Annotated in this window: 15 protein-coding genes; 3 read left to right on the top strand and 12 right to left on the bottom strand. The window is 69.6% G+C overall.

All coding sequences use genetic code 11. The features are described 5' to 3' along the window. Positions 1-12: 12 nt before the first annotated feature. Positions 13-894 (bottom strand): DUF4429 domain-containing protein, encoded by an 882-nt coding sequence (locus ACQEV2_RS15665; protein WP_433040768.1) that lies wholly within the window; start codon positions 892-894, stop codon positions 13-15. A 62-nt stretch (positions 895-956) separates the two neighbouring features. Here ACQEV2_RS15665 and ACQEV2_RS15660 point away from each other — a divergent pair, with 62 nt between their 5' ends. Beyond that, positions 957-2,555: a beta-N-acetylhexosaminidase gene (locus tag ACQEV2_RS15660; RefSeq protein ID WP_433040765.1), complete on the top strand. Its 1,599-nt coding sequence runs from the start codon at positions 957-959 to the stop codon at positions 2,553-2,555. 62 nt (positions 2,556-2,617) lie between these two features. On the opposite strand, the gene ACQEV2_RS15655 is transcribed toward ACQEV2_RS15660, so the two are convergent. From ACQEV2_RS15655 to ACQEV2_RS15605, 11 genes are all read right to left on the bottom strand, one after another. Next, positions 2,618-4,390 (bottom strand): IucA/IucC family protein, encoded by a 1,773-nt coding sequence (locus ACQEV2_RS15655; RefSeq protein WP_433040762.1) that lies wholly within the window; start codon positions 4,388-4,390, stop codon positions 2,618-2,620. Beyond that, on the bottom strand, positions 4,387-4,926 hold the full coding sequence (locus ACQEV2_RS15650; RefSeq protein ID WP_433040759.1) for a GNAT family N-acetyltransferase: 540 nt from the start codon (positions 4,924-4,926) through the stop codon (positions 4,387-4,389). Before ACQEV2_RS15650 ends, ACQEV2_RS15655 begins: the two co-directional genes overlap by 4 nt. Beyond that, the gene (locus tag ACQEV2_RS15645; protein WP_433040756.1) at positions 4,923-6,200 is read right to left on the bottom strand and encodes a lysine N(6)-hydroxylase/L-ornithine N(5)-oxygenase family protein; all 1,278 of its coding nucleotides are present in this window, start codon (positions 6,198-6,200) and stop codon (positions 4,923-4,925) included. The genes ACQEV2_RS15650 and ACQEV2_RS15645 overlap by 4 nt, the downstream gene beginning before the upstream one ends. Further along, positions 6,184-7,626 (bottom strand): lysine decarboxylase DesA, encoded by a 1,443-nt coding sequence (gene desA, locus ACQEV2_RS15640; RefSeq protein WP_433040753.1) that lies wholly within the window; start codon positions 7,624-7,626, stop codon positions 6,184-6,186. The genes ACQEV2_RS15645 and desA overlap by 17 nt, the downstream gene beginning before the upstream one ends. A 137-nt stretch (positions 7,627-7,763) precedes the next feature. Continuing rightward, positions 7,764-8,594: a siderophore-interacting protein gene (locus ACQEV2_RS15635; RefSeq protein WP_433040750.1), complete on the bottom strand. Its 831-nt coding sequence runs from the start codon at positions 8,592-8,594 to the stop codon at positions 7,764-7,766. Between the two features lie 111 nt (positions 8,595-8,705). After that, complete coding sequence (locus tag ACQEV2_RS15630) at positions 8,706-9,752, bottom strand: ABC transporter substrate-binding protein (protein ID WP_433040747.1); 1,047 nt, start codon at positions 9,750-9,752, stop codon at positions 8,706-8,708. A 245-nt stretch (positions 9,753-9,997) separates the two neighbouring features. Then, positions 9,998-11,989 (bottom strand): glycosyltransferase, encoded by a 1,992-nt coding sequence (locus ACQEV2_RS15625; RefSeq protein WP_433040744.1) that lies wholly within the window; start codon positions 11,987-11,989, stop codon positions 9,998-10,000. Positions 11,990-12,249: 260 nt separating this feature from the next. After that, entirely contained in the window at positions 12,250-13,410 is a 1,161-nt protein-coding gene (locus tag ACQEV2_RS15620; RefSeq protein ID WP_433040741.1) for an acyl-CoA dehydrogenase family protein, read from the bottom strand. Positions 13,411-13,416: 6 nt separating this feature from the next. After that, positions 13,417-14,349 (bottom strand): hydroxymethylglutaryl-CoA lyase, encoded by a 933-nt coding sequence (locus ACQEV2_RS15615; protein ID WP_433040738.1) that lies wholly within the window; start codon positions 14,347-14,349, stop codon positions 13,417-13,419. Further along, positions 14,346-16,289, bottom strand: a complete 1,944-nt coding sequence (locus tag ACQEV2_RS15610; RefSeq protein ID WP_433040735.1) for an acetyl/propionyl/methylcrotonyl-CoA carboxylase subunit alpha — start codon at positions 16,287-16,289, stop codon at positions 14,346-14,348. Before ACQEV2_RS15610 ends, ACQEV2_RS15615 begins: the two co-directional genes overlap by 4 nt. 50 nt (positions 16,290-16,339) lie before the next feature. Further along, the gene (locus ACQEV2_RS15605; RefSeq protein WP_433040732.1) at positions 16,340-17,956 is read right to left on the bottom strand and encodes a carboxyl transferase domain-containing protein; all 1,617 of its coding nucleotides are present in this window, start codon (positions 17,954-17,956) and stop codon (positions 16,340-16,342) included. Positions 17,957-18,052: 96 nt separating this feature from the next. On the opposite strand from ACQEV2_RS15605, the gene ACQEV2_RS15600 reads away from it, so the two are divergent. Both ACQEV2_RS15600 and ACQEV2_RS15595 read left to right on the top strand, forming a co-directional pair. Further along, positions 18,053-18,646 carry an SACE_7040 family transcriptional regulator gene (locus ACQEV2_RS15600; RefSeq protein WP_433040729.1) on the top strand — a complete coding sequence of 198 codons (594 nt, stop codon included), beginning with the start codon at positions 18,053-18,055 and terminating at the stop codon, positions 18,644-18,646. A 55-nt stretch (positions 18,647-18,701) separates the two neighbouring features. Further along, positions 18,702-19,277: a Uma2 family endonuclease gene (locus ACQEV2_RS15595; RefSeq protein ID WP_433054465.1), complete on the top strand. Its 576-nt coding sequence runs from the start codon at positions 18,702-18,704 to the stop codon at positions 19,275-19,277. Positions 19,278-19,309: the final 32 nt, after the last annotated feature.

Below are 19,309 nucleotides of genomic sequence, written 5' to 3'. Positions count from 1 at the left end.
CCCGCACGCGCGCTACATCCGCTTGAGCACCGCCTGCTTGGCCATCGTGAACTCCTCGTCCGTCAGCACGCCCGTGCGGTGGAGTTCACCGAGTTCGCGCAGGCGGCGCAGGAGGGCGTCGTGGTCCTGCGCCACGTCGTCCTGCGGCACGCTCGCGGCGGCATGAGCGGTTGTGGCGGCATGAGCGGTCGTGGCGGCCGGATGCGGGAGGCGGGCCTGGACCGCCGCCGCGACCAGGGCCATCAGCGGGTCCTTCTTGAAGCCCCACAGCTCCACCGAGTTGGGGTCGTACTTGGGCGGGGCCTTCGTGGGCGCGTTCCTGACGGTGAAGCGGAGGTAGCCGTTCTCCAGGCCCGCCGCCGGATGCCACTCCACGGCCGTGATGTCGGCCAGCGCGAGGGAGCGGGTGCCGGCGGCGGCCTTGGCGTCCTCCGTCTTCCAGTTCCACTCCAGGCGGATGTGCTCGCCGTCGAAGCTCGCGGTGCCGTCCCCGGCGGAGACCGACAGGGGCAGGGAAGGGCCCGGCAGCAGGTACTTGTCGACCGGCTCGGCCGGCACCTCGTCCAGCAGCAGGGCGTTGCGGACCTCGTCCACGAAGTACTCGGCGACGCCGTAGCGGTCGGACTCGACGATCAGCTGGTACGGGTCGTGCGGCTCGGTCAGCCGGCCGCCGGTGGCGTGCAGCAGCGGGTCGGCGCCGTCGCGCAGGCGCAGCCGCAGCCGCCCGGCCTTCTTGCCCTGCTCGAACGAGACCCCCGCCAACGCGCCCAGGGGGACGACCAGTTCACCCAGCGTCTTGCGGAACAGGCTGACGTTCTTGTCCCGTCCGGGGGTCAGCCGCAGGGCGTCGCCGTCGAAGACCCACGTGCCGTCCTTCTGGATGATTTCCGCCATGGGGGGATTGTTTCATCGGTTCTGCGGGAGAGTGGTCTCTACCAATCCTGAAGGGAGCGCATGTGAGACGGCACCACAGAACGACTCCCCGTATGACCCGGATCCTCGGATCCCTGCTGCTCGTGGCGGCGGCCGGCGCCTTCACGGCCGGCGCGGCACCGGCGCCCCGCGAGCCGATGCCCCTGGGCCGGGTGGTCCCGGCGCCCGAGTCGATGACGCCGGGCGGATCCCCGTACCGCATCACCGACGGCACCCGCATCCTCGTCGACGACTCCCGCGAGGCCCGGCGCGTCGGCGAGTACCTCGCGGGCGTCCTGCGGCCCTCCACCGGGTACCCCCTGCCGGTCACCTCGCACGGCCGGGGCGGCCTCCGACTGCGCCTCGCCCAGGGCCCGTTCGGCGCCGAGGGCTACCGCCTCGACAGCGGCCGCAGCGGCGTCACCATCACGGCGGCCAAGCCCGCCGGCCTCTTCCACGGCGTGCAGACCCTGCGCCAACTCCTTCCGGCGGCCGTGGAGAAGGACTCCGTCCAGTCCGGCCCCTGGCTGGTCGCGGGCGGCACGATCACCGACACCCCGCGCTACGGCTGGCGCGGCGCGATGCTCGACGTCTCCCGGCACTTCTTCACCGTCGACCAGGTCAAGCGCTACATCGACGAACTCGCCCTCTACAAGATCAACAAGCTGCATCTGCACCTCAGCGACGACCAGGGCTGGCGCATCGCCATCGACTCCTGGCCGCGCCTCGCGACCTACGGCGGCTCCACGCAGGTCGGCGGCGGCACCGGCGGCTACTACACCAAGGCCGACTACAAGGAGATCGTCCGCTACGCCGCCTCCCGCTATCTGGAGGTCGTCCCCGAGATCGACATGCCGGGCCACACGAACGCCGCTCTGGCCTCGTACGCCGAGCTCAACTGCGACGGCGTGGCGCCCCCGCTCTACACCGGCACCGAGGTCGGCTTCAGCTCGCTGTGCGTCGGCAAGGAGATCACCTACGACTTCGTGGACGACGTGATCCGGGAGCTCGCCGCGCTCACGCCGGGCAAGTACCTCCACATCGGCGGCGACGAGGCGCACTCCACCAGCCACGAGGACTACGTCAAGTTCATGGACCGGGTGCAGCCGATCGTCGCCGAGTACGGCAAGACGGTGGTGGGCTGGCATCAGCTGACCGGGGCGAACCCCTCGCGGGGGGCTTTGGCGCAGTACTGGGGGCTGGACGGTACGAGTGCCGAGGAGAAGGCGCAGGTCGCCAAGGCGGCGCAGAACGGGACGGGGATCGTGCTGTCCCCGGCTGACCGGATCTACCTGGACATGAAGTACACCGCCGACACGCCGCTGGGGCTGGACTGGGCCGGGCTGGTCGAGGTGAAGCGGTCGTACGACTGGGATCCCGGCAACTACCTGCCGGGGGCGCCGGCTTCGGCGATCCGGGGGGTGGAGGCTCCGCTGTGGACGGAGACGATCACCAAGTCGGCGGACATCGAGTTCATGGCGTTCCCCCGGGTCGCGGGTGTTGCCGAGCTGGGGTGGTCGCCGGCTGCCACGCATGACTGGGAGGCGTACAAGGTACGGCTTGCTGGGCAGGCTCCGCGGTGGGAGGCGTTGGGGATCGGGTACTACCGGTCTCCGCAGGTTCCCTGGCCGACGACTGAGTAAAAAAGCTGACGGGCGCCCCGGAGGACCGTACTCCGGGGCGTCCGCCTGTTCGTGAAGGGCCGCTACAACCCCGCGATGGGGTTCTTCAGGTTGCCGACCAGCTGGAGGGCGCCGGCCGGGTCCGCGAGGTCCACCATCTGCTTGTTGTTGCGCAGCTGGAGGCGGTTGAGGCAGGACAGCGCGAACTCGGGCGCGAACATGTCGTACTGCTTGAACTTGTCGGCGAGTTCCGGCACCGACTCCTGGTACTCGCGGGTGACGTCCGCGACCGTCCGCCAGAAGCCGTCCTCCTCCAGGATCCCCTCGGCGGCGAGGTTCGCGGCGAGGAAGCGGAAGAAGCAGTCGAAGACGTCCGTGAAGACGGACAGGAGCTTCTTGTCCTCCGGGACGTCCACGCGCAGCCGCTCGACCGTCGGCGGCAGCACCGCGTCCGGGTCCATGACGGCGATCTCCTCGGCGATGTCCTTGTAGATCGCCCGCTCGACGACGCCGTCCTTCAGGACCAGGATGACGTTCTCGCCGTGCGGCATGAACACCAGGTCGTAGGCGTAGAAGCTGTGCAGCAGCGGGGTGAAGTACGCCCGCAGGTAGCGGCGCAGCCACTCCGTCGGTGTCAGTCCCGACCGCTCGATCAGCGCGCCCGCGAAGGACGCGCCCTCGTGGTCGACGTGGACGAGGGAGGCCATGGTGGCCAGCGACTCGCCGTCCTGGAGGGAGGCGACCGGGCTCTCGCGCCACAGGGCCGCCAGCATCTTGCGGTACGGCGAGTAGCGGTCGGTCGCCTTCTCGTACTCCAGGTGCCGGTAGCCGACGGCGGCGCGCTCGCGGATGATCGACAGGCCGGTGGACTTCAGGACCGGGTCGTTGTCGATGAGCTGGGCGAGCCAGTCGTTGATGGCGGGGGTGGCCTCCATGTAGGCGGCTGAGAGCCCGCGCATGAAGCCCATGTTGAGGACGGACAGGGCCGTCTTCACGTAGTGCTTCTCGGGGTTCGACTGGTTGAAGAAGGTCCGGATGGACTGCTGGGCCAGGTACTTGTCGTCGCCCTCGCCCAGGCAGACGAGGTGCTGCTGGGCGACCTCGGCGGCGAAGGTGACGGTGAGCTTGTTCCACCACTGCCAGGGGTGGACGGGGATGAGGAGGTAGTCGGCGGGGTCCAGGTCCTGGTCGCGCAGGACGTCGTAGAAGCGCTCGACGGTCTCCTCGCCGAGCTCCTGGCGTACGAAGGACTCGTACTCGATGCCGACACCGGCCGTGAACGCGGCCCGCGAGCGGTGGGCCGCGAGCCAGACCAGCCGGACCGGGCTCGCGGTCTCGGGGGCGTACGACAGGTACTCGTGGATGCCGAAGCCGAGTCGCCCGTTGTTGGCGACGAAGCAGGGGTGGCCCTCGGTCATGCCGGTCTCGATGTCCTGGAAACCGGAGCGGGCGAGCTCGGCGACCGGGATCTGCGGCTTGGTGAGCTTGTAGCAGGTGCCGGAGAGGGTGGAGGAGATCTCCTCCAGGTAGACGGGCAGGATCTCGTCGCTCAGGCCCAGGGACTTCTGCAGCTCGATGAAGAAGTCCAGGGCCGCGAGGGGGAGTTCGGCGCCGTCGCGGGTGCGGGTGATCGAGTCGGCGTCGACCTGCCAGTGGTCGAGGGCGCGGATCACGGCCGTGAAGGCGTACCGGGTCAGGCCGTCGTCGCTGCGGACGACGTACGTGCCGTCGCCGGTGGCCTCCGGCGTGATGAGGCGCTCGTGGGCGAACTCGGCGAGCGCCTTGCGGATCAGGAGGCGGTTGGCCCGCGCCCAGCGGTGGGGGGACAGATGCGCTACGGCGTCGGACAGGGTCATACGGCTACTCCTCGGGCGGCCACGAACTGCTCCCGCGTGCAGAAGCTCAGCAGGGCGCGCTTCTCCGGCTTCTGGATCTCGCGCTCGGGCACGAATCCGACGGCCTCGTTCAGGGCGTGGACGGCTTTGTTGGCCACATCGGGCTCGACGACGACCCGCTTCACCGCTGGGTCCTCGAAGAGGTGCGCCATCACGGCGGTGATGACGGACCGGGTGAAGCCGCGGACCGGGTTGTCGGTGGGCGGCGTGAGGAAGTGCATGCCGATGTCGCCCGGCTGCGGCTCGTACAGGCCGACCAGCTCACGGTGGGCGGGGTCGTAGTACTCCATCAGGAAGGCCGGTTCGCCGTCCTGAAGGCCGAGCAGCGCGTGGTGGTGCTCGTCTGCCGCGATCTCCATGTAGGCGCGCTCGACGTCCACCAGGCTCGCGTCCTGCATCATCCAGAAGGCCGCCTTGGGGTGGGTGACCCACTTGTGCAGCAGCTCGGCGTCCTGGAGCGGGTCGAGGGGGCGGAAGGTGAAGGTACCGATGCTCATACCGAGAACTCCTGGAAGGCGATCGTCTTCTCGACCGGGTAGTACTCGGTGCCGAGCAGCTCGCGGATGATGTACGCGTTCCGGTACGGGCCCATGCCCAGGTCGGGGCTGGTGATGCTGTGCGTGTGGACGCCGGCGTTCTGCAGGAACACGCCGCGGCCGGTGACGTCGACGGCGTAGTTGCGGGCGACGTCGAAGTTGCCGTGGGAGTCGTAGACCAGGCGGTCGCGGACCGGCTTCAGGAACTCCGGCTCGGCGTACTTGTAGCCGGTGGCCAGGACCAGCCCCTGGGACTCGATGTCGAAGTCCTTCTCCTGCTCCTCCTGGCGGAAGGACAGGGTGTACGTGCCGTTCTCGTACCGCGCGCCGTTCAGCGAGGAGTTGGTGAGCAGACGGGTCGGGACCGGGCCGCCGAGGTTCTTCTGGTAGAGCAGGTCGAAGATCTCGTTGATGAGGTCGCCGTCGATGCCCTTGAACAGACCCTTCTGCTCGGCGGTGAGGCGGTAGCGGGTGGCCTCCGGCAGCTCGCGGAAGTAGTCGACGTACTCCGGCGACGTCATCTCCAGCGTGAGCTTGGTGTACTCCAGCGGGAAGAAGCGCGGGGAGCGGGTGACCCAGTTCAGCCGGTAGCCGTGGACGTCGATCTCGCTGAGCAGGTCGTAGTAGATCTCGGCGGCCGACTGGCCCGAGCCGACCAGCGTGATCGACTCCTTCTTCTGCAGCTCCTGCTTGTGCTGCAGATAGCGGGAGTTGTGGATGAAGTCGCCGCCAAGGCCCTGGCACGCCTCGGGTATGTGGGGCGGGGTGCCGGTGCCGAGGACGAGGTGGCGGGCGCGGTAGGCGTCGCCGGCGGCGGTCTTCACGACGTAGACGCCATCCTCGTACGTCACCTCCGTCACCGTCGTGCTGAAGCGGATGCTGCTCAGCTTGTTCGCAGCCCAGCGGCAGTAGTCGTCGTACTCGACCCGCAGCGGGTAGAAGTTCTCGCGGATGTAGAACGAGTACAGCCGGCCCTTCTCCTTCAGGTAGTTGAGGAAGGAGTACGGCGAGGTCGGGTCGGCGAGGGTGACCAGGTCCGACATGAACGGGGTCTGGAGGTGGGCGCCGTCCAGGAACATCCCGGCGTGCCACTCGAAGTCGGGCTTCGACTCCAGGAAGACGCCGTCGAGCTCGGCGATGGGTTCGGTGAGGCAGGCCAGGCCGAGGTTGAAGGGGCCGAGCCCGATCCCCACGAAGTCATGGGTTCTGGTCGGGTTGTCAGGACGCGCGGTCAAGGGACTCTCCCAGGTACTGCTCGGCGTGGCCGGCGATCAGGTCGAGGACGGCGGCGATGTCTTCGGCCGTCGTCTCGGGGTTGAGCAAGGTGAACTTCAGGTAGTGGCGGCCTTGGACCTTCGTGCCCGCGACCACGGCGTCACCGGAGGCGAACAGGGCCTTGCGGGCGTACAGGTTGGCGCGGTCGATCTCGGCGGGGTCGGTGACGGCCGCCGGGATGTAGCGGAAGACCAGGGTGGACAGGGTCGGCTCGACGACGACATCGAAGCGGGGGTCGGCGGCCAGCAGCTTCCAGCCCTCCACCGCGAGGTCGCAGACCTCGTCGAAGAGCTGCCCGATGCCGTCGGCGCCCATCACCCGCAGGGTCATCCACAGCTTCAGCGCGTCGAAACGGCGCGTGGTCTGCAGGGACTTGTCGACCTGGTTGGGGATGCGCTCCTGCACCATGCGGCGCGGGTTGAGGTACTCCGCGTGATACGTGGCGTGCCGCAGGGTCGAGGCGTCGCGGACCAGCACCGCGGAGGAACTCACCGGCTGGAAGAAGGACTTGTGGTAGTCGACGGTGACCGAGTCGGCGCGCTCGATGCCGTGGATGCGGTCCCGGTACTTGAGGCTGGCGAGCAGACCGCAGCCGTACGCCGCGTCCACGTGCATCCAGGTGCCGAACTGCTCGCACAGCTCGGCGATCTCGGGCAGCGGGTCGATGGAGCCGAAGTCGGTGGTGCCGGCGGTGGCGACGACGGCCATGGGGACGAGGCCGTCGCGGCGGCAGCGCTCCAGTTCACGGGCGAGGGCGACGGTCTGCATCCGCTTGTCGTGGTCGACCGGGACGGAGATCACGGCGTCCTGGCCGAGGCCCAGCAGTTTCGCGGACTTCTTCACGCTGAAGTGGCTGACCTCGGAGGCGAAGATGCGCAGTTTGGCGAAGGAGTCGGTCTTGGCCTCTTCACGGGCCAGCAGCAGCGCCTGGAGGTTGGACTGCGTGCCGCCGGAGGTGAAGACACCGTCGGCGTTCTCGCCCAGCCCTATTCGGGCGGTCGTCCAGTCGATGAGCTTGCGCTCGATGAGGGTGCCGCCGGCCGACTGGTCCCAGGTGTCGAGGGAGGAGTTGACCGCGGAGAGGACCGCCTCGCCGAGCACGGCCGGGATGACGACCGGGCAGTTGAGGTGGGCGAGGTAGCGGGGGTGGTGGAAGTAGATCGCGTCCCGGAGGTAGACGTCCTCCAGCTCGTCGAGGACCGCGGCGGTGTCGAGCAGCGGCTGGTCGAGGTCGATCGCGTCGATGGTGGGGGCGAGGGCGTCGACGGTGACACCGGTGAACGGACGGTCGGTGGCGGCGAGTTTGGCGGCCACCCGCTCGATTCCTTCGGTCACGGAGCGGCGGTACTGCTCCGCGGTCGTGTCATTGAGCAGGTGCGAGCGCATGGGGAGGTCCTCCGGTGGGGACGGCCGTGAAGTGCGGGGTGCAGCTTGTGGAGTTCGACTTAGGTTAGCCTAACCTAAGTAACTCGAGGAAAGGGTGGCCTCAACCGTGACCGTGATCACTTCGGTCCCAGAGGCAACTACTCGGCGGCGCGCAACTGTTCCTCGGTCATCCCGTGCCGCCAGTAGCCGACGAACGTCACCCGGCGCCGGTCGATCCCGCGTTCACCGACGAAGTGCCGGCGCAGCGCCTTCACACAGCCGGACTCACCGGCGATCCAGACGTACGGGCGCTCGGCGGGCGGGAGTTGAGCGCCTCGGATCGCGTCGAGGGAGTTCTCCCGGACCAGCCAGGTGATCTCGGCGTCGGCCTCGGTCGTGAGGTCCTGGATGTCCCCGGCGTCGTGCGCCTGAAGCCAGACCCGGGCCCGGCTGCCCGCGGGCAGGGACTCGAGGATGGCGGAGACGGCGGGTACGGCGGTCTCGTCGCCCCAGATCACCACCAGGTCGGTGTCCTCCGGCGGCCGGAACCTGATGGCCCGGTTGTCGGCGATCGCGGGCCCGAGCAGCAGGACCCGGTCGCCGGCGGCGGCTCGGGAGGCCCAGCGGGAGGCGGGGCCGGCCGGGGTGGCAGCGCCGGGTGCGATGCCGTGCAGGACGAAGTCGACGTCGATCTCGTCGGGGTTCCGGCGAAGTGCGCGAAGCGTGTACGACCGCATCACGGCCCGCACGTCGTCCGGGAGTTCGCGCCAGCCCTGCCACCAGCCGTCGCCGAGCTCGATGGGGACCTGCGGCTCGGTCTGGCCGGGGTGCGGCAGGAAGAGCGAGAGGGACTGGTCCCGCCCGTCGGAGAAGAAGTACTGCAGGTCCTCGCCGGAGAAGGTGATCCGGACCATGGACGGACCGAGCCGCGTCGTCCGTGCGACCTGCAGAGAGAAGAAGCGGAACGGGGCGGCGACGGCGGTGGTCATGGGGTAACTCCTGAATCGACGTCAGGGGAGCCGACCTCTGAGGGGCGCGGGGAACTGCGCGACCAGCCGCAGCCGGCCCGCAGTCGCCCCACGACCTCAAGTGGCTCTTTCTCAGGCGACCTTCTTGGCCTTCTCGATGGCCTCGGCGAGGCTGGTAAGAAGCGGCGTGCACTTGTCGTACGACAGAATCGGCTCGGGCGAACGGGCGATGACCTGCCCCGCCTTCACCGCGGGCAGCTTCTTCCAGGTCGCCTCGGTGATGTCGGCCGGCTGAATCGTCGAGGAGCGGTCGTCCATCATGATGATGTCGGCCGGGTACTTGTCGACGTTCTCCCAGCTCAGCGACTCGAACCAGCCGCCACCCTGCTTCTTGGCGCTCTCCGGCGGCTCGACGAAGTTCACACCGAGAGCCTTGAAGTACTCCAGGTCGATGGAGAGGTTGGTGCCGGAGACGTAGAACAGGTCCTGGCTGGCGGAACCGGCCATCACCTTGATCTCGGGACGAGCCTTCGCGGCCTTGCGCAGCCGCTCGGCCGCCGCCTCGAAGTCCTTCTTGGACTGGACGACCTTGTCGGCCTTCATGTCCGCGCCGAGGGACTCGGCCAGCTCCCACATCCGCTGAAGCGGCTTGGTGAGCTGGCGGTCGTAGACGGAGATGGCGGCGCTCGGGGCGAGCTTGGCGATCTTGTCCTTGGACGCCTCGGGGACGTACCAGAGAGTGCCGGCGCTGTCGAAGGTCGTGGAGATGAGGACCTCGGGGGCGAACGCCGCGTACTGCTCGACGTTGAACTGGTCCCAGACGTTGCCGAAGACCGTCAGCTTGCTGACGTCCATGTCGCCGGCCTGTACGTCGGCCTTGCCGTCCTGTGTCTTGGTGGGGCCGAAGACGCCCTTGATCTCGATGCCGTAGTCGTACAGCGCGGCGGCGACACCGACGAAGGCGACGATCTTCGTCGGGACCTTGTCGAGCTTCACCGTGGTGCCGCGGTCGTCCTTGAACGTCCAGGGGCCGGACTTGGCAGCAGTCGTGGCCTCGCTGGAGCCCTCGCTTTTCGCGTCGTCGTCTCCGCAGGCCGCGAGCACGGCCCCGAGGCCGAGGGCGCCGCCCGCGGCGAGGATGCCGCGGCGGGTGAGGTGGGTGGCTCTGGCGTTGGGCATGGGTACGCTGCTTTCGAACAGGGCGGATCACCCGCCGGACAATTCGAAGGTAGGTTAGCCTAACCTCAGCTGATGTCCAGGGGTGGGGGCCTTGCTTTCCAGGCTGTGGACGCCCTGTGGAGCCCGGGGGCTCAATCGGCGAGGCCCAACTTCCTTGCAGTCAAGCGACGTTGAGCCTTGGTCGGTGCGAGGTGACCATGTCGTGAAGAACGGCGCCTGTGCCCCCGTCAGCGCCTGTGCCCCCGTCAGGGCTTGATGCGCCGAGTCACCGCCCTGACGAGGTCGGTCCTGGCGACGTGCAGGGCGAAGCCGTTCCCGCCGTCCGAGGCAGGCTTGGCGTACCAGGGCAGGGCGCGGCGGCGCCACTTCGCCGCGGTGAGGTTGCCGGGGAGCTCCGGGAGGGGCAGCGTCCAGTCGCCGAGCCGGAGTTCGCCGTACCAGGTGCCGGCGGGGAGTTCGGTGACGGGGACGCGTACGGCAAAGGTGCCGCCGGTCGCCGAAGCGGGGAAGGCGGCGCTGTCTCCCAGGTCGCTGCGGAGGGCGACTGTCAGAGTGCCCTCGGGGTGGGCGGCGAGGGCGCAGCGGCCGGTGAACTCCAGCTCGGTAGGGGCGTCCGAGGCCCACCGAACGGTGTCGTCCAGGCCGAGACGGGACAGTACGGCGTGCTTCCGCTCACCGAGGTCGAGCGTGAAGTTGCCGTGCGGGTGGGTGGTGTAGAGGGTGACGGCCCGTGGGCCCTCGGTGGTGTCCACGACGTGTGTGGCGGCCTCGCCGGACACGTCGGCGGCCCGCTTGCTGCCGATGCGGACTTCCCGGGTGATGCCCTGGGCGCCGATGGCGAGGGAGATGTCCCACAGTCCGTCAGGGAGTGGGGCGCCGTCGGCGGCCGAGGTGATGTCGACGGCGGCCTCGAAGCCGGCCTTCTCGTAGGTGTAGTGGCCCTGGTCCTCGTCGGCGCCGAGTCCGGGCGTCGCGGTGTGCGTGACCGGAAGCCGGAACTCCACCTTGCTGTCGCGCTCACGCAGGACGAGGTCGGTGGTGACGTCTTCGGTGGCGACGCGGTGGAGATAGCCGTGCCCGGCGAGATGCAGCGTGGTGCCGTGCAGCTCGGCACGGGTGACCCGGTGGCGTACGCCGAGCTGTGCGGTGACGTCGTAGCAGCTGTCGGGGACGGCGCGGTCGGGATCGCGGAGGAAGGGGTAGCGGGCGAGGGCGCGGCCGCCGTCTACGAGGACAGGGGTGGACACGCTGGTCCGGGCGAGTTCCTTCTCGAACTGCACGAGTGTGAGGAGCTCGTCGAGCATCTGATGCCGTACGAGATGCAGCCGCAGCCGGGCCATGGCTGACAGCCGGTCGTTCAGGCCCTCGTGCCACAGCGGGGCGATGGTCTCGGCGAGGCGGGCGAGGGCCTTCTCCTGGTCGGGGCGGGGTTCGTGAACCAGGTGGTCGAGGAGCTGTCGCACCTCGACGGTGAGGTGCCGGTGCGCCAGGTGGTCGCGGCCGGGGCCGGGCGGCACGTTCTCCAGGATCATGTCGATCACGCGGGGCAGGAACGTCAGCCGGGGCTCGGTTCCGCCCGTCCGCAGGGTGATGTTGCCCTCGTCCTCCCGACGCACCCAGTACAGGCAGTCGTAAGAGGCCAGCACGGAGATACCGGCGGCGTTCAGGTAGGCGGGGCCCACGAACAGCTGGTCCTCGCCGATGGACAGGTCCGTGGGGAAGCGCAGATTGTGCCGCTCCAGCAGTTCCCGGCGGAACAGCTTCATCGGATTGAGCGTCCAGTAGACCCGGGACGAGAAGACATCGGTCTTCGGTTGGTCGCGCCGGAACATCGACGTCGGCGCCCCGCGTCCACCGACGCCCACCATCTTGCCCAGCACGACGTCGGTGCCGTTCTTCTCGGCCATGGCCACCATGCGTTCCAGGGCTTCCGGGCCCAGGTAGTCGTCGGCGTCCAGAAAGAACACGAACCGTCCGCGGGCGTGGCCGAGGCCGGCGTTACGCGGTGCCGAGGGGCCGCCGGAGTTCTCCTGCGCGTAAATCTTGATCAAACCCGGGTACACGCCGGCCAAGCGCTCAAGTTCCTTGGCCGTCCCGTCGGTCGAGCCGTCGTCGACGACGATGATCTCCAGCTCGTCCCGGCCGATGCTCTGCTCGGCGACAGACGTAATGCAGCGCGTCAGATAAGGCATCGCGTTGTACGCGGCGACAATCACCGAAACGGCCGGGGCAGCCATCTTCACGCTCTCCAAGGAATACGGGGCACGCCCCGTATGGGGATGGCATGGATATCGGCTGTGAAGGTGCCGCAGGGCGCCATTATTCGGGACGAAAGTGCCGCTGAGAATGTGAAGATAGCATGACCTGGCTGTGCCTCTGACGTGGCCGTCCTATGAAGGGCACTCCCGAAGGTCTCCAGGTCAGCGCGGGTGCCGGGGCGGAGGGGCGGGAACAGCGCGCCCTTCCGCCGCTTCCGTGTGTCGACGGCGGCCGGGGCTCAGCCCGCGAGCCCCAGCTCCCGCGCGATCAGCATCCGCTGCACCTCGCTCGTGCCCTCCCCGATCTCCAGGATCTTGGAGTCCCGCCACATCCGGGCGACCGGGTACTCGTTCATGAAGCCGTAGCCGCCGTGGATCTGGGTGGCGTCGCGGGCGTTGTCGACGGCGATCGTCGACGAGTACAGCTTCGCCAGGGCCGCCTCCTTCTTGAAGGGTTCGCCGGAGACCAGGCGGCTCGCCGCGTCGCGCCAGGCGAGGCGGGCCGTGTGGGCCTTCATCTCCATGTCGGCGATCTTGAACTGGATGGCCTGGTTGGCGCCGATGGGGCGGCCGAAGGCGTGGCGTTCCTTGGCGTACTTCACCGACTCGTCGACGCACCCCTGTGCCAGGCCCGTCGCCAGCGCCGCGATGGCGATGCGGCCCTCGTCCAGGATGCGCAGGAACTGGGCGTAGCCGCGGCCCTCTTCACCGAGGAGGTTGGCCGCCGGGACCCGGACGTCCGCGAAGGACAGCTCGCGGGTGTCGGAGGCGTTCCAGCCGACCTTGGAGTAGGGGGCCGCGACCGTGAAGCCGGGGGTGCCGGACGGGACGATGATCGCGGAGATCCGCGGCCTGCCGTCGGGCTTGCGGCCCGTCACCGCCGTGACCGTGACCAGACCTGTGATGTCGGTGCCGGAGTTGGTGATGAAGCACTTGGTGCCGTTGATCACCCATTCGTTCGTATCCGGGTCGAGGCGGGCCGTCGTACGGGTCGCGCCCGCGTCGCTGCCGCCGTCCGGCTCGGTGAGGCCGAAGGCGCCCAGGATCTCGCCGGAGCACAGCCGCGGCAGCCACTGCCGCTTCTGCTCCTCCGTGCCGAAGAGATGGATCGGCATGGCGCCGAGCGAGACGCCCGCCTCAAGGGTGATGGCGACCGACGAGTCGACGCGGGCCAGCTCCTCCAGGGCCACGCCCAGCGCCAGATAGTCGCCGCCCATGCCGCCGTACTCCTCCGGGAACGGCAGGCCGAACAGGCCCATGCGGCCCATCTCCCGCACGATCTCGTACGGGAACTCGTGATGCTCGTAGAACTCGCCGATCTTCGGCGCCACGACATCGTGGGCGAAGGCCTCCACCGTGCGGCGGAGTTCCTCCAGTTCGGGGGAGAGACGGTGGTCCATGGCTGTTCAGCGCTCCTTGTGGGAGAGGGCTCGGACGGTGCGGGACGGGCTGGGTCGGCCCAGTTGTTCGGCCATCCACGCGCTCGTGGCGACGAGGCGGTCGAGGTCGACTCCGGTGTCGATGCCGAGGCCCCGCAGCATCCACACGAGGTCTTCGGTGGCGAGGTTGCCGGTGGCGGACTTGGCGTACGGGCAGCCGCCGAGGCCGCCGGCGGAGGCGTCGACGGTCGTGACGCCGTGCTGGAGTGCGGCCAGGGTGTTGGCGAGGGCCTGGCCGTAGGTGTCGTGGAAGTGGACGCCCAGCGTTTCCACGGCAACGCCCTGCTCGACGAGGGCCGTCAGCACCTGCCGCACGTGGCCCGGCGTCGCCACCCCGATGGTGTCGCCCAGGCTCAGCTCGTCGCAGCCCATGTCCAGCAGGGCCCTGCAGACCTTCACCACCTGCGGGACCGGGACCGCGCCCTCCCACGGGTCGCCGAAGCACATCGACAGATAGCCGCGGACGTGCATGCCCTCGGCCTTCGCCCGGGCCACCACCGGCTCGAACATGGCGAGCGCCTCGTCGACGGTGCGGTTGAGGTTGGCCTTGGCGAAGGACTCGGTGGCGCTGGCGAAGACGGCGACGCGCCTGGCGCCGAGGGCGAGCGCGCGGTCCAGGCCGCGTTCGTTCGGCACGAGGACGGGGAGCGCCACCGGGAGGTCGCTGACGAGCGGGAACAACTGCTCGGCGTCGGCCAGTTGGGGCACCCACTTCGGGTGGACGAAGCTGGTGGCCTCGATCGTCGTCAGCCCCGCGTCGGCGAGGCGGCGGACGAACTCCGCCTTGACGTCCGTCGGGACCGTGCCCTTCTCGTTCTGCAGGCCGTCACGTGCGCCGACCTCGTGGATGCGCACGCGGGCGGGCAGGCCCGGTGCCGGTACGACCATGGGCAGTGTCATTCCGCCACCTCCTCGTGGGGTGCGATCACCGCGAGCACCTGGTCCATGGCGACCGTCGTGCCGGGTGCGACGTCGAGGCCGGTGACCGTGCCGGCGTGCGGGGCGGAGATGACGTGCTCCATCTTCATCGCCTCCACCACCAGCAGGCTCTGACCGGCGCTCACCTCGTCGCCGACGGCGACCTTCACCACGGTGACCGTGCCGGGCATGGGCGCGGTGAGCGAGTCGGCCCCGGCATGCGCCGCGCGCGTGAGGGACGCGGCGACCGGGTCGTGGTCCCGCACGTGCCAGGCGTCGCCGTCGCGGCCGAGCCAGGTGCCGTCCGGCAGGGTGGCGCGGTGGAAGGTGTGGCGGACGCCGTCCAGGGTCACGGACACGCGGTCGTCCGTGACGGTGGCGGAGCCGCGCGGGGTGTACTCCACCGGGTCCTGGACGCGGAGGTGGAAGCCGACGGGCTTCGCCGCCCCGCCGAGCCGCCAGCCGCTCGGTACCGAGAACGGGTCCGTCCAGCCGGCGCCCTGCGGCCGCAGCGCCTCCAGGCGTACGGCCGCCGCCGCCTCGTAGACCTCGTCGGGTACGTCCGTGGAGACCAGGTCGTCCACCACCCGCTCGACCAGCCCCGTGTCCAACTCGCCCGCCACCACCGCCGGATGCGCGAGGAGCCGCCGCAGGAACCCGGCGTTCGTCTGCACCCCCAGCGTGACCGTCTCCGCGAGGGCCGCCCGGAGTTTGCGGATCGCCGTCTGCCGGTCCGGCCCGTACGCGATCACTTTGGACAGCATCGGGTCGTACAGCGAGCCGACCTCCGTGCCCTCGCTGAGCCCGGAGTCGGTGCGGATGCCGTCGCCCTGGGGTTCATGCAGCCTGACGACCGTGCCGCCCGACGGAAGGAACCCGCGAGCGGGGTCCTCGGCGCAGATACGGGCCTCGATCGCGTGCCCGGTGAGCCGGACGTCGTCCTGCCCGAAGGTCAGCCGCTCGCCCGCCGCCACCCGCAGCTGCCACTCCACCAGGTCCAGCCCGGTGATCAGCTCCGTCACCGGGTGTTCGACCTGGAGGCGGGTGTTCATCTCCATGAAGAAGTACGACGACGGGTCGCCGCCCGGCACGATGAACTCCACCGTGCCCGCGCCCCGGTACCCGCACGAGCGGGCCGCCTGCACGGCCGCCTCGCCCATCGCCGCCCGGGTCTCCTCATCGAGCAGCACACTCGGCGCCTCCTCGATGATCTTCTGGTGCCGCCGCTGGAGGGAGCACTCACGCTCGCCCAGGTGGACGACATTGCCGTGGCCGTCGGCCAGGACCTGGATCTCGATGTGCCGGGGCCGGTCGATCCACCGCTCGACGAGAAGCGTGTCGTCCCCGAAGGAGGCGCGGGCCTCACGGCGGGCGGCGGCGATCTCGTCCGCCAGCTGCTGCGGGTCCCGCACCAGCCGCATGCCCTTGCCGCCGCCGCCCGCCGACGGCTTCAGCAGCACCGGCATGCCGATCTCGCGGGCGGCCTCGGCGAGTTGCCCGTCCGTGAGCCCGCTGCCACTGGAGCCCGGGACGACCGGCACCCCGGCCGCCCTGACCGTCTCCTTGGCCCGGATCTTGTCGCCCATGAGCGAGATCGCGTCCGCGAGCGGGCCGATGAACACCAGCCCCGCGTCGGCGCACGCGCGCGCGAAGGCCGCGTTCTCCGCGAGGAAGCCGTATCCGGGGTGGACGGCCCGGGCGCCGGTGCGGGCGGCGGCCTCCAGGATCCGTTCCACGGACAGATAGCTCTCGGCCGCCGGCGCCGGACCGATCCGTACCGCCGTGTCGGCCTCCCGGACGTGCCGCGCGTCGGCGTCCGCGTCCGAGAAGACGGCCACGGAGCGCACGCCCATCGACCGCAGCGTCCGGATCACCCGCACCGCGATCTCGCCCCGGTTGGCCACGAGGACCGTGTCGAACATCGTCCGAGTCGTCGTCCGAGTCGTCGTCTGATTCATCGTCAAAGTCCCCCTCACATCCGGAAGACGCCGAACTGGGGCTCACCCAGGGGCGCGTTGGCACAGGCGGTCAGGGCCAGGCCCAGCACCTGACGGGTCTCCAGCGGGTCGATGACCCCGTCGTCCCAGAGCCGGGCGGTGGCGTAGTAGGCGTTGCCCTGGCGCTCGTACTGCTCCCGGACGGGCGCCTTGAAGGCCTCCTCGTCCTCCGCCGGCCAGGACTCGCCGCGCCCCTCGATCTGGTCCCGCTTGACGGTCGCGAGGACGGAGGCCGCCTGCTCACCGCCCATGACGGAGATCTTGGCGTTGGGCCACATCCACAGGAAGCGGGGGGAGTAGGCCCGACCGCACATCGAGTAGTTGCCCGCGCCGTACGACCCGCCGACCACGACCGTCAGCTTCGGCACGCGCGTGCACGCCACCGCCGTCACCATCTTGGCGCCGTGCTTGGCGATGCCACCCGCCTCGTAGTCCTTGCCGACCATGAACCCGGAGATGTTCTGCAGGAACACCAGCGGGATCCCGCGCTGGTCGCACAGCTCGATGAAGTGGGCGCCCTTCTGGGCGGACTCGGAGAACAGGATGCCGTTGTTGCCGACGATGCCGACCGGGTGGCCGTGGATCCGGGCGAACCCGGTGACGAGGGTCTGGCCGAACTCGGACTTGAACTCCGCGAAACGCGAGCCGTCGACCACGCGCGCGATGATCTCGCGTACGTCGTAGGGGGTGCGGGAGTCGACGGGGACGGCGCCGTAGAGGCCGTAGGGGTCGACCTTGGGCTCGACGGCGGGCTGGACCTCCCACGGCAGGGGCCCGCGCGCGGGAAGCGTGGCGACGATGTTCCGGACGATACGGAGGGCGTGCGCGTCGTCCTCGGCGAGATGGTCGGTGACACCCGACACGCGCGCGTGGACGTCACCGCCGCCGAGCTCCTCGGCCGTGACGACCTCACCGGTGGCCGCCTTCACCAGTGGGGGACCGCCGAGGAAGATCGTGCCCTGGTTGCGGACGATGACGGCCTCGTCGCTCATGGCGGGGACGTAGGCGCCTCCCGCCGTGCACGAGCCGAGCACGGCCGCGATCTGCGGGATCCCGGCGCCCGACATCCGGGCCTGGTTGTAGAAGATCCGCCCGAAGTGCTCCCGGTCCGGGAACACCTCGTCCTGCATGGGCAGGAAGGCGCCGCCGGAGTCGACGAGATAGAGGCACGGCAGCCGGTTCTCCAGGGCCACCTCCTGCGCGCGCAGGTGCTTCTTCACGGTCATCGGGTAGTACGTCCCGCCCTTGACCGTGGCGTCATTGGCGACGATCACGCACTCGCGCCCGCTGACCCGCCCGATCCCCGCGATGACACCGGCCGCCGGGGCTTGGCCGTCGTACAGGCCGTCGGCGGCGAGGGGAGCGAGCTCCAGGAAGGGGGAGCCGGGGTCGAGGAGGGTGTCGACGCGGTCCCTGGGCAGCAGCTTGCCGCGCGCGGTATGGCGGGCGCGCGCCTTCTCCCCGCCTCCCAGCCGGGCGGCGGCGAGCTTGCCGCGCAGCTCCTCCGCGAGCGCCCGATGGGCCTCCTCATTGGCTCGCCAGGCCTCCGACGCGGGATCTGCCGCGCTGTGAAGCTCCGGTGCCTCGTGCATCCTGCGGTCCCCTCACCAGTGGTCCACCAGTTAATGAGCGTTAACGCATTTCCTTCAGGTTAACGACCGCTAACCTCCCTGTCTAGAATTGCTTCCATGGCCACCAGAACCGACGCCCCGACCCGCCGCGAACAGATCCTCAAGGAGGCCGCGCGGCTCTTCGCCGAGCGCGGTTTCCACGGCGTCGGTGTCGACGAGATAGGCGCCGCCGTGGGCATCAGCGGCCCCGGTCTCTACCGGCACTTCGCCGGCAAGGACGCGATGCTCGCCGAGTTGCTGGTCGGCATCAGCGGCCAGCTGCTGACGGGAGCCAAGCGGCGCCTCGCGGAGGCCGACGGGGTGCCGCCGGAGGCGGTCCTGGACTCCCTCATCGAGGGCCACATCGACTTCGCCCTCGACGACCGTCCCCTCATCACCCTGCACGACCGCGAGCTGGACCGCCTCCGCGACAGCGACCGCAAGCTCGTACGGCAGCTGCAGCGGCAGTACGTCGAGCTGTGGGTGGAGGTGGTGCGCAAGGTGTACCCGGAACTGACCGAGCCGACGGCCCGCTCGGCCGTGCACTCGGTGTTCGGGCTGCTGAACTCGACGCCGCACCTGGGGAGGGCGGGGTCGCTGCCGGGGCGGGGGGCGACGGCGGAACTGCTGCACCGGATGGCCCGGGGGGCGTTCGGGGCGGCGGGGGGCTGAGCTGCGTCGAAGGGCCTTCGGCGAGCCTCCGGCTCAGTACTCTGGGCCCATGGGCATGGAGTACGCGAAGATGCGCGCGATCGCCGAGCAACTTGGGGCCTACGCCGAGCAGCTCGAAGGAGCCTGGAGCGTCGAGATCGGGCCGTCCGGTCCGATACTGGCCATGATGTGCCCGTCCAAGCGCCACGAGGGCACGGTCCGCCGCATCTGCAGGCAGCTGGACGACCAGCTTCTCAGCACGCACCCCGGCTACATCTGTGCCAACGGCCCTGAGATCGAGCATCCGGCGATCGGTCGCATGCGCCTCCCTGACGCGGTCGTCATCCCGGAGGCGGTCCTCGACGAGGAAGGCCTCGCCGTCGACGCGACGCAGGTGCTGGCGGTCGTCGAGATCGTCTCGCCGTCCAACTCCAACAACGACTACGTCGAGAAGCTCGCCGACTACCCGGCCATGGGCATCGCCCATTACCTGATCGTCGACCCCCGCACCGGCACGATCGAAGTGCATTCCGATCCGTGCAAGGGGCGCTACACCCGTAAGGACGCCTACATCTACGGCGACGTGGTGCCGTTCGGTCCCTGGGCGATCACGACGTCCGAGTTCCGCCGGTACGGCAGAGCCGGAGCGTGACGAGCGTTACGGACCTTGACCTCTGGACGCCT

Origin of the sequence: Streptomyces sp. CA-251387, from assembly GCF_050936625.1 — a bacterium.
Classification (GTDB): Bacteria; Actinomycetota; Actinomycetes; order Streptomycetales; family Streptomycetaceae; genus Streptomyces.
Note: the sequence above shows the minus strand (reverse complement) of the source record. Positions and strands in the feature narration are given on the sequence as shown.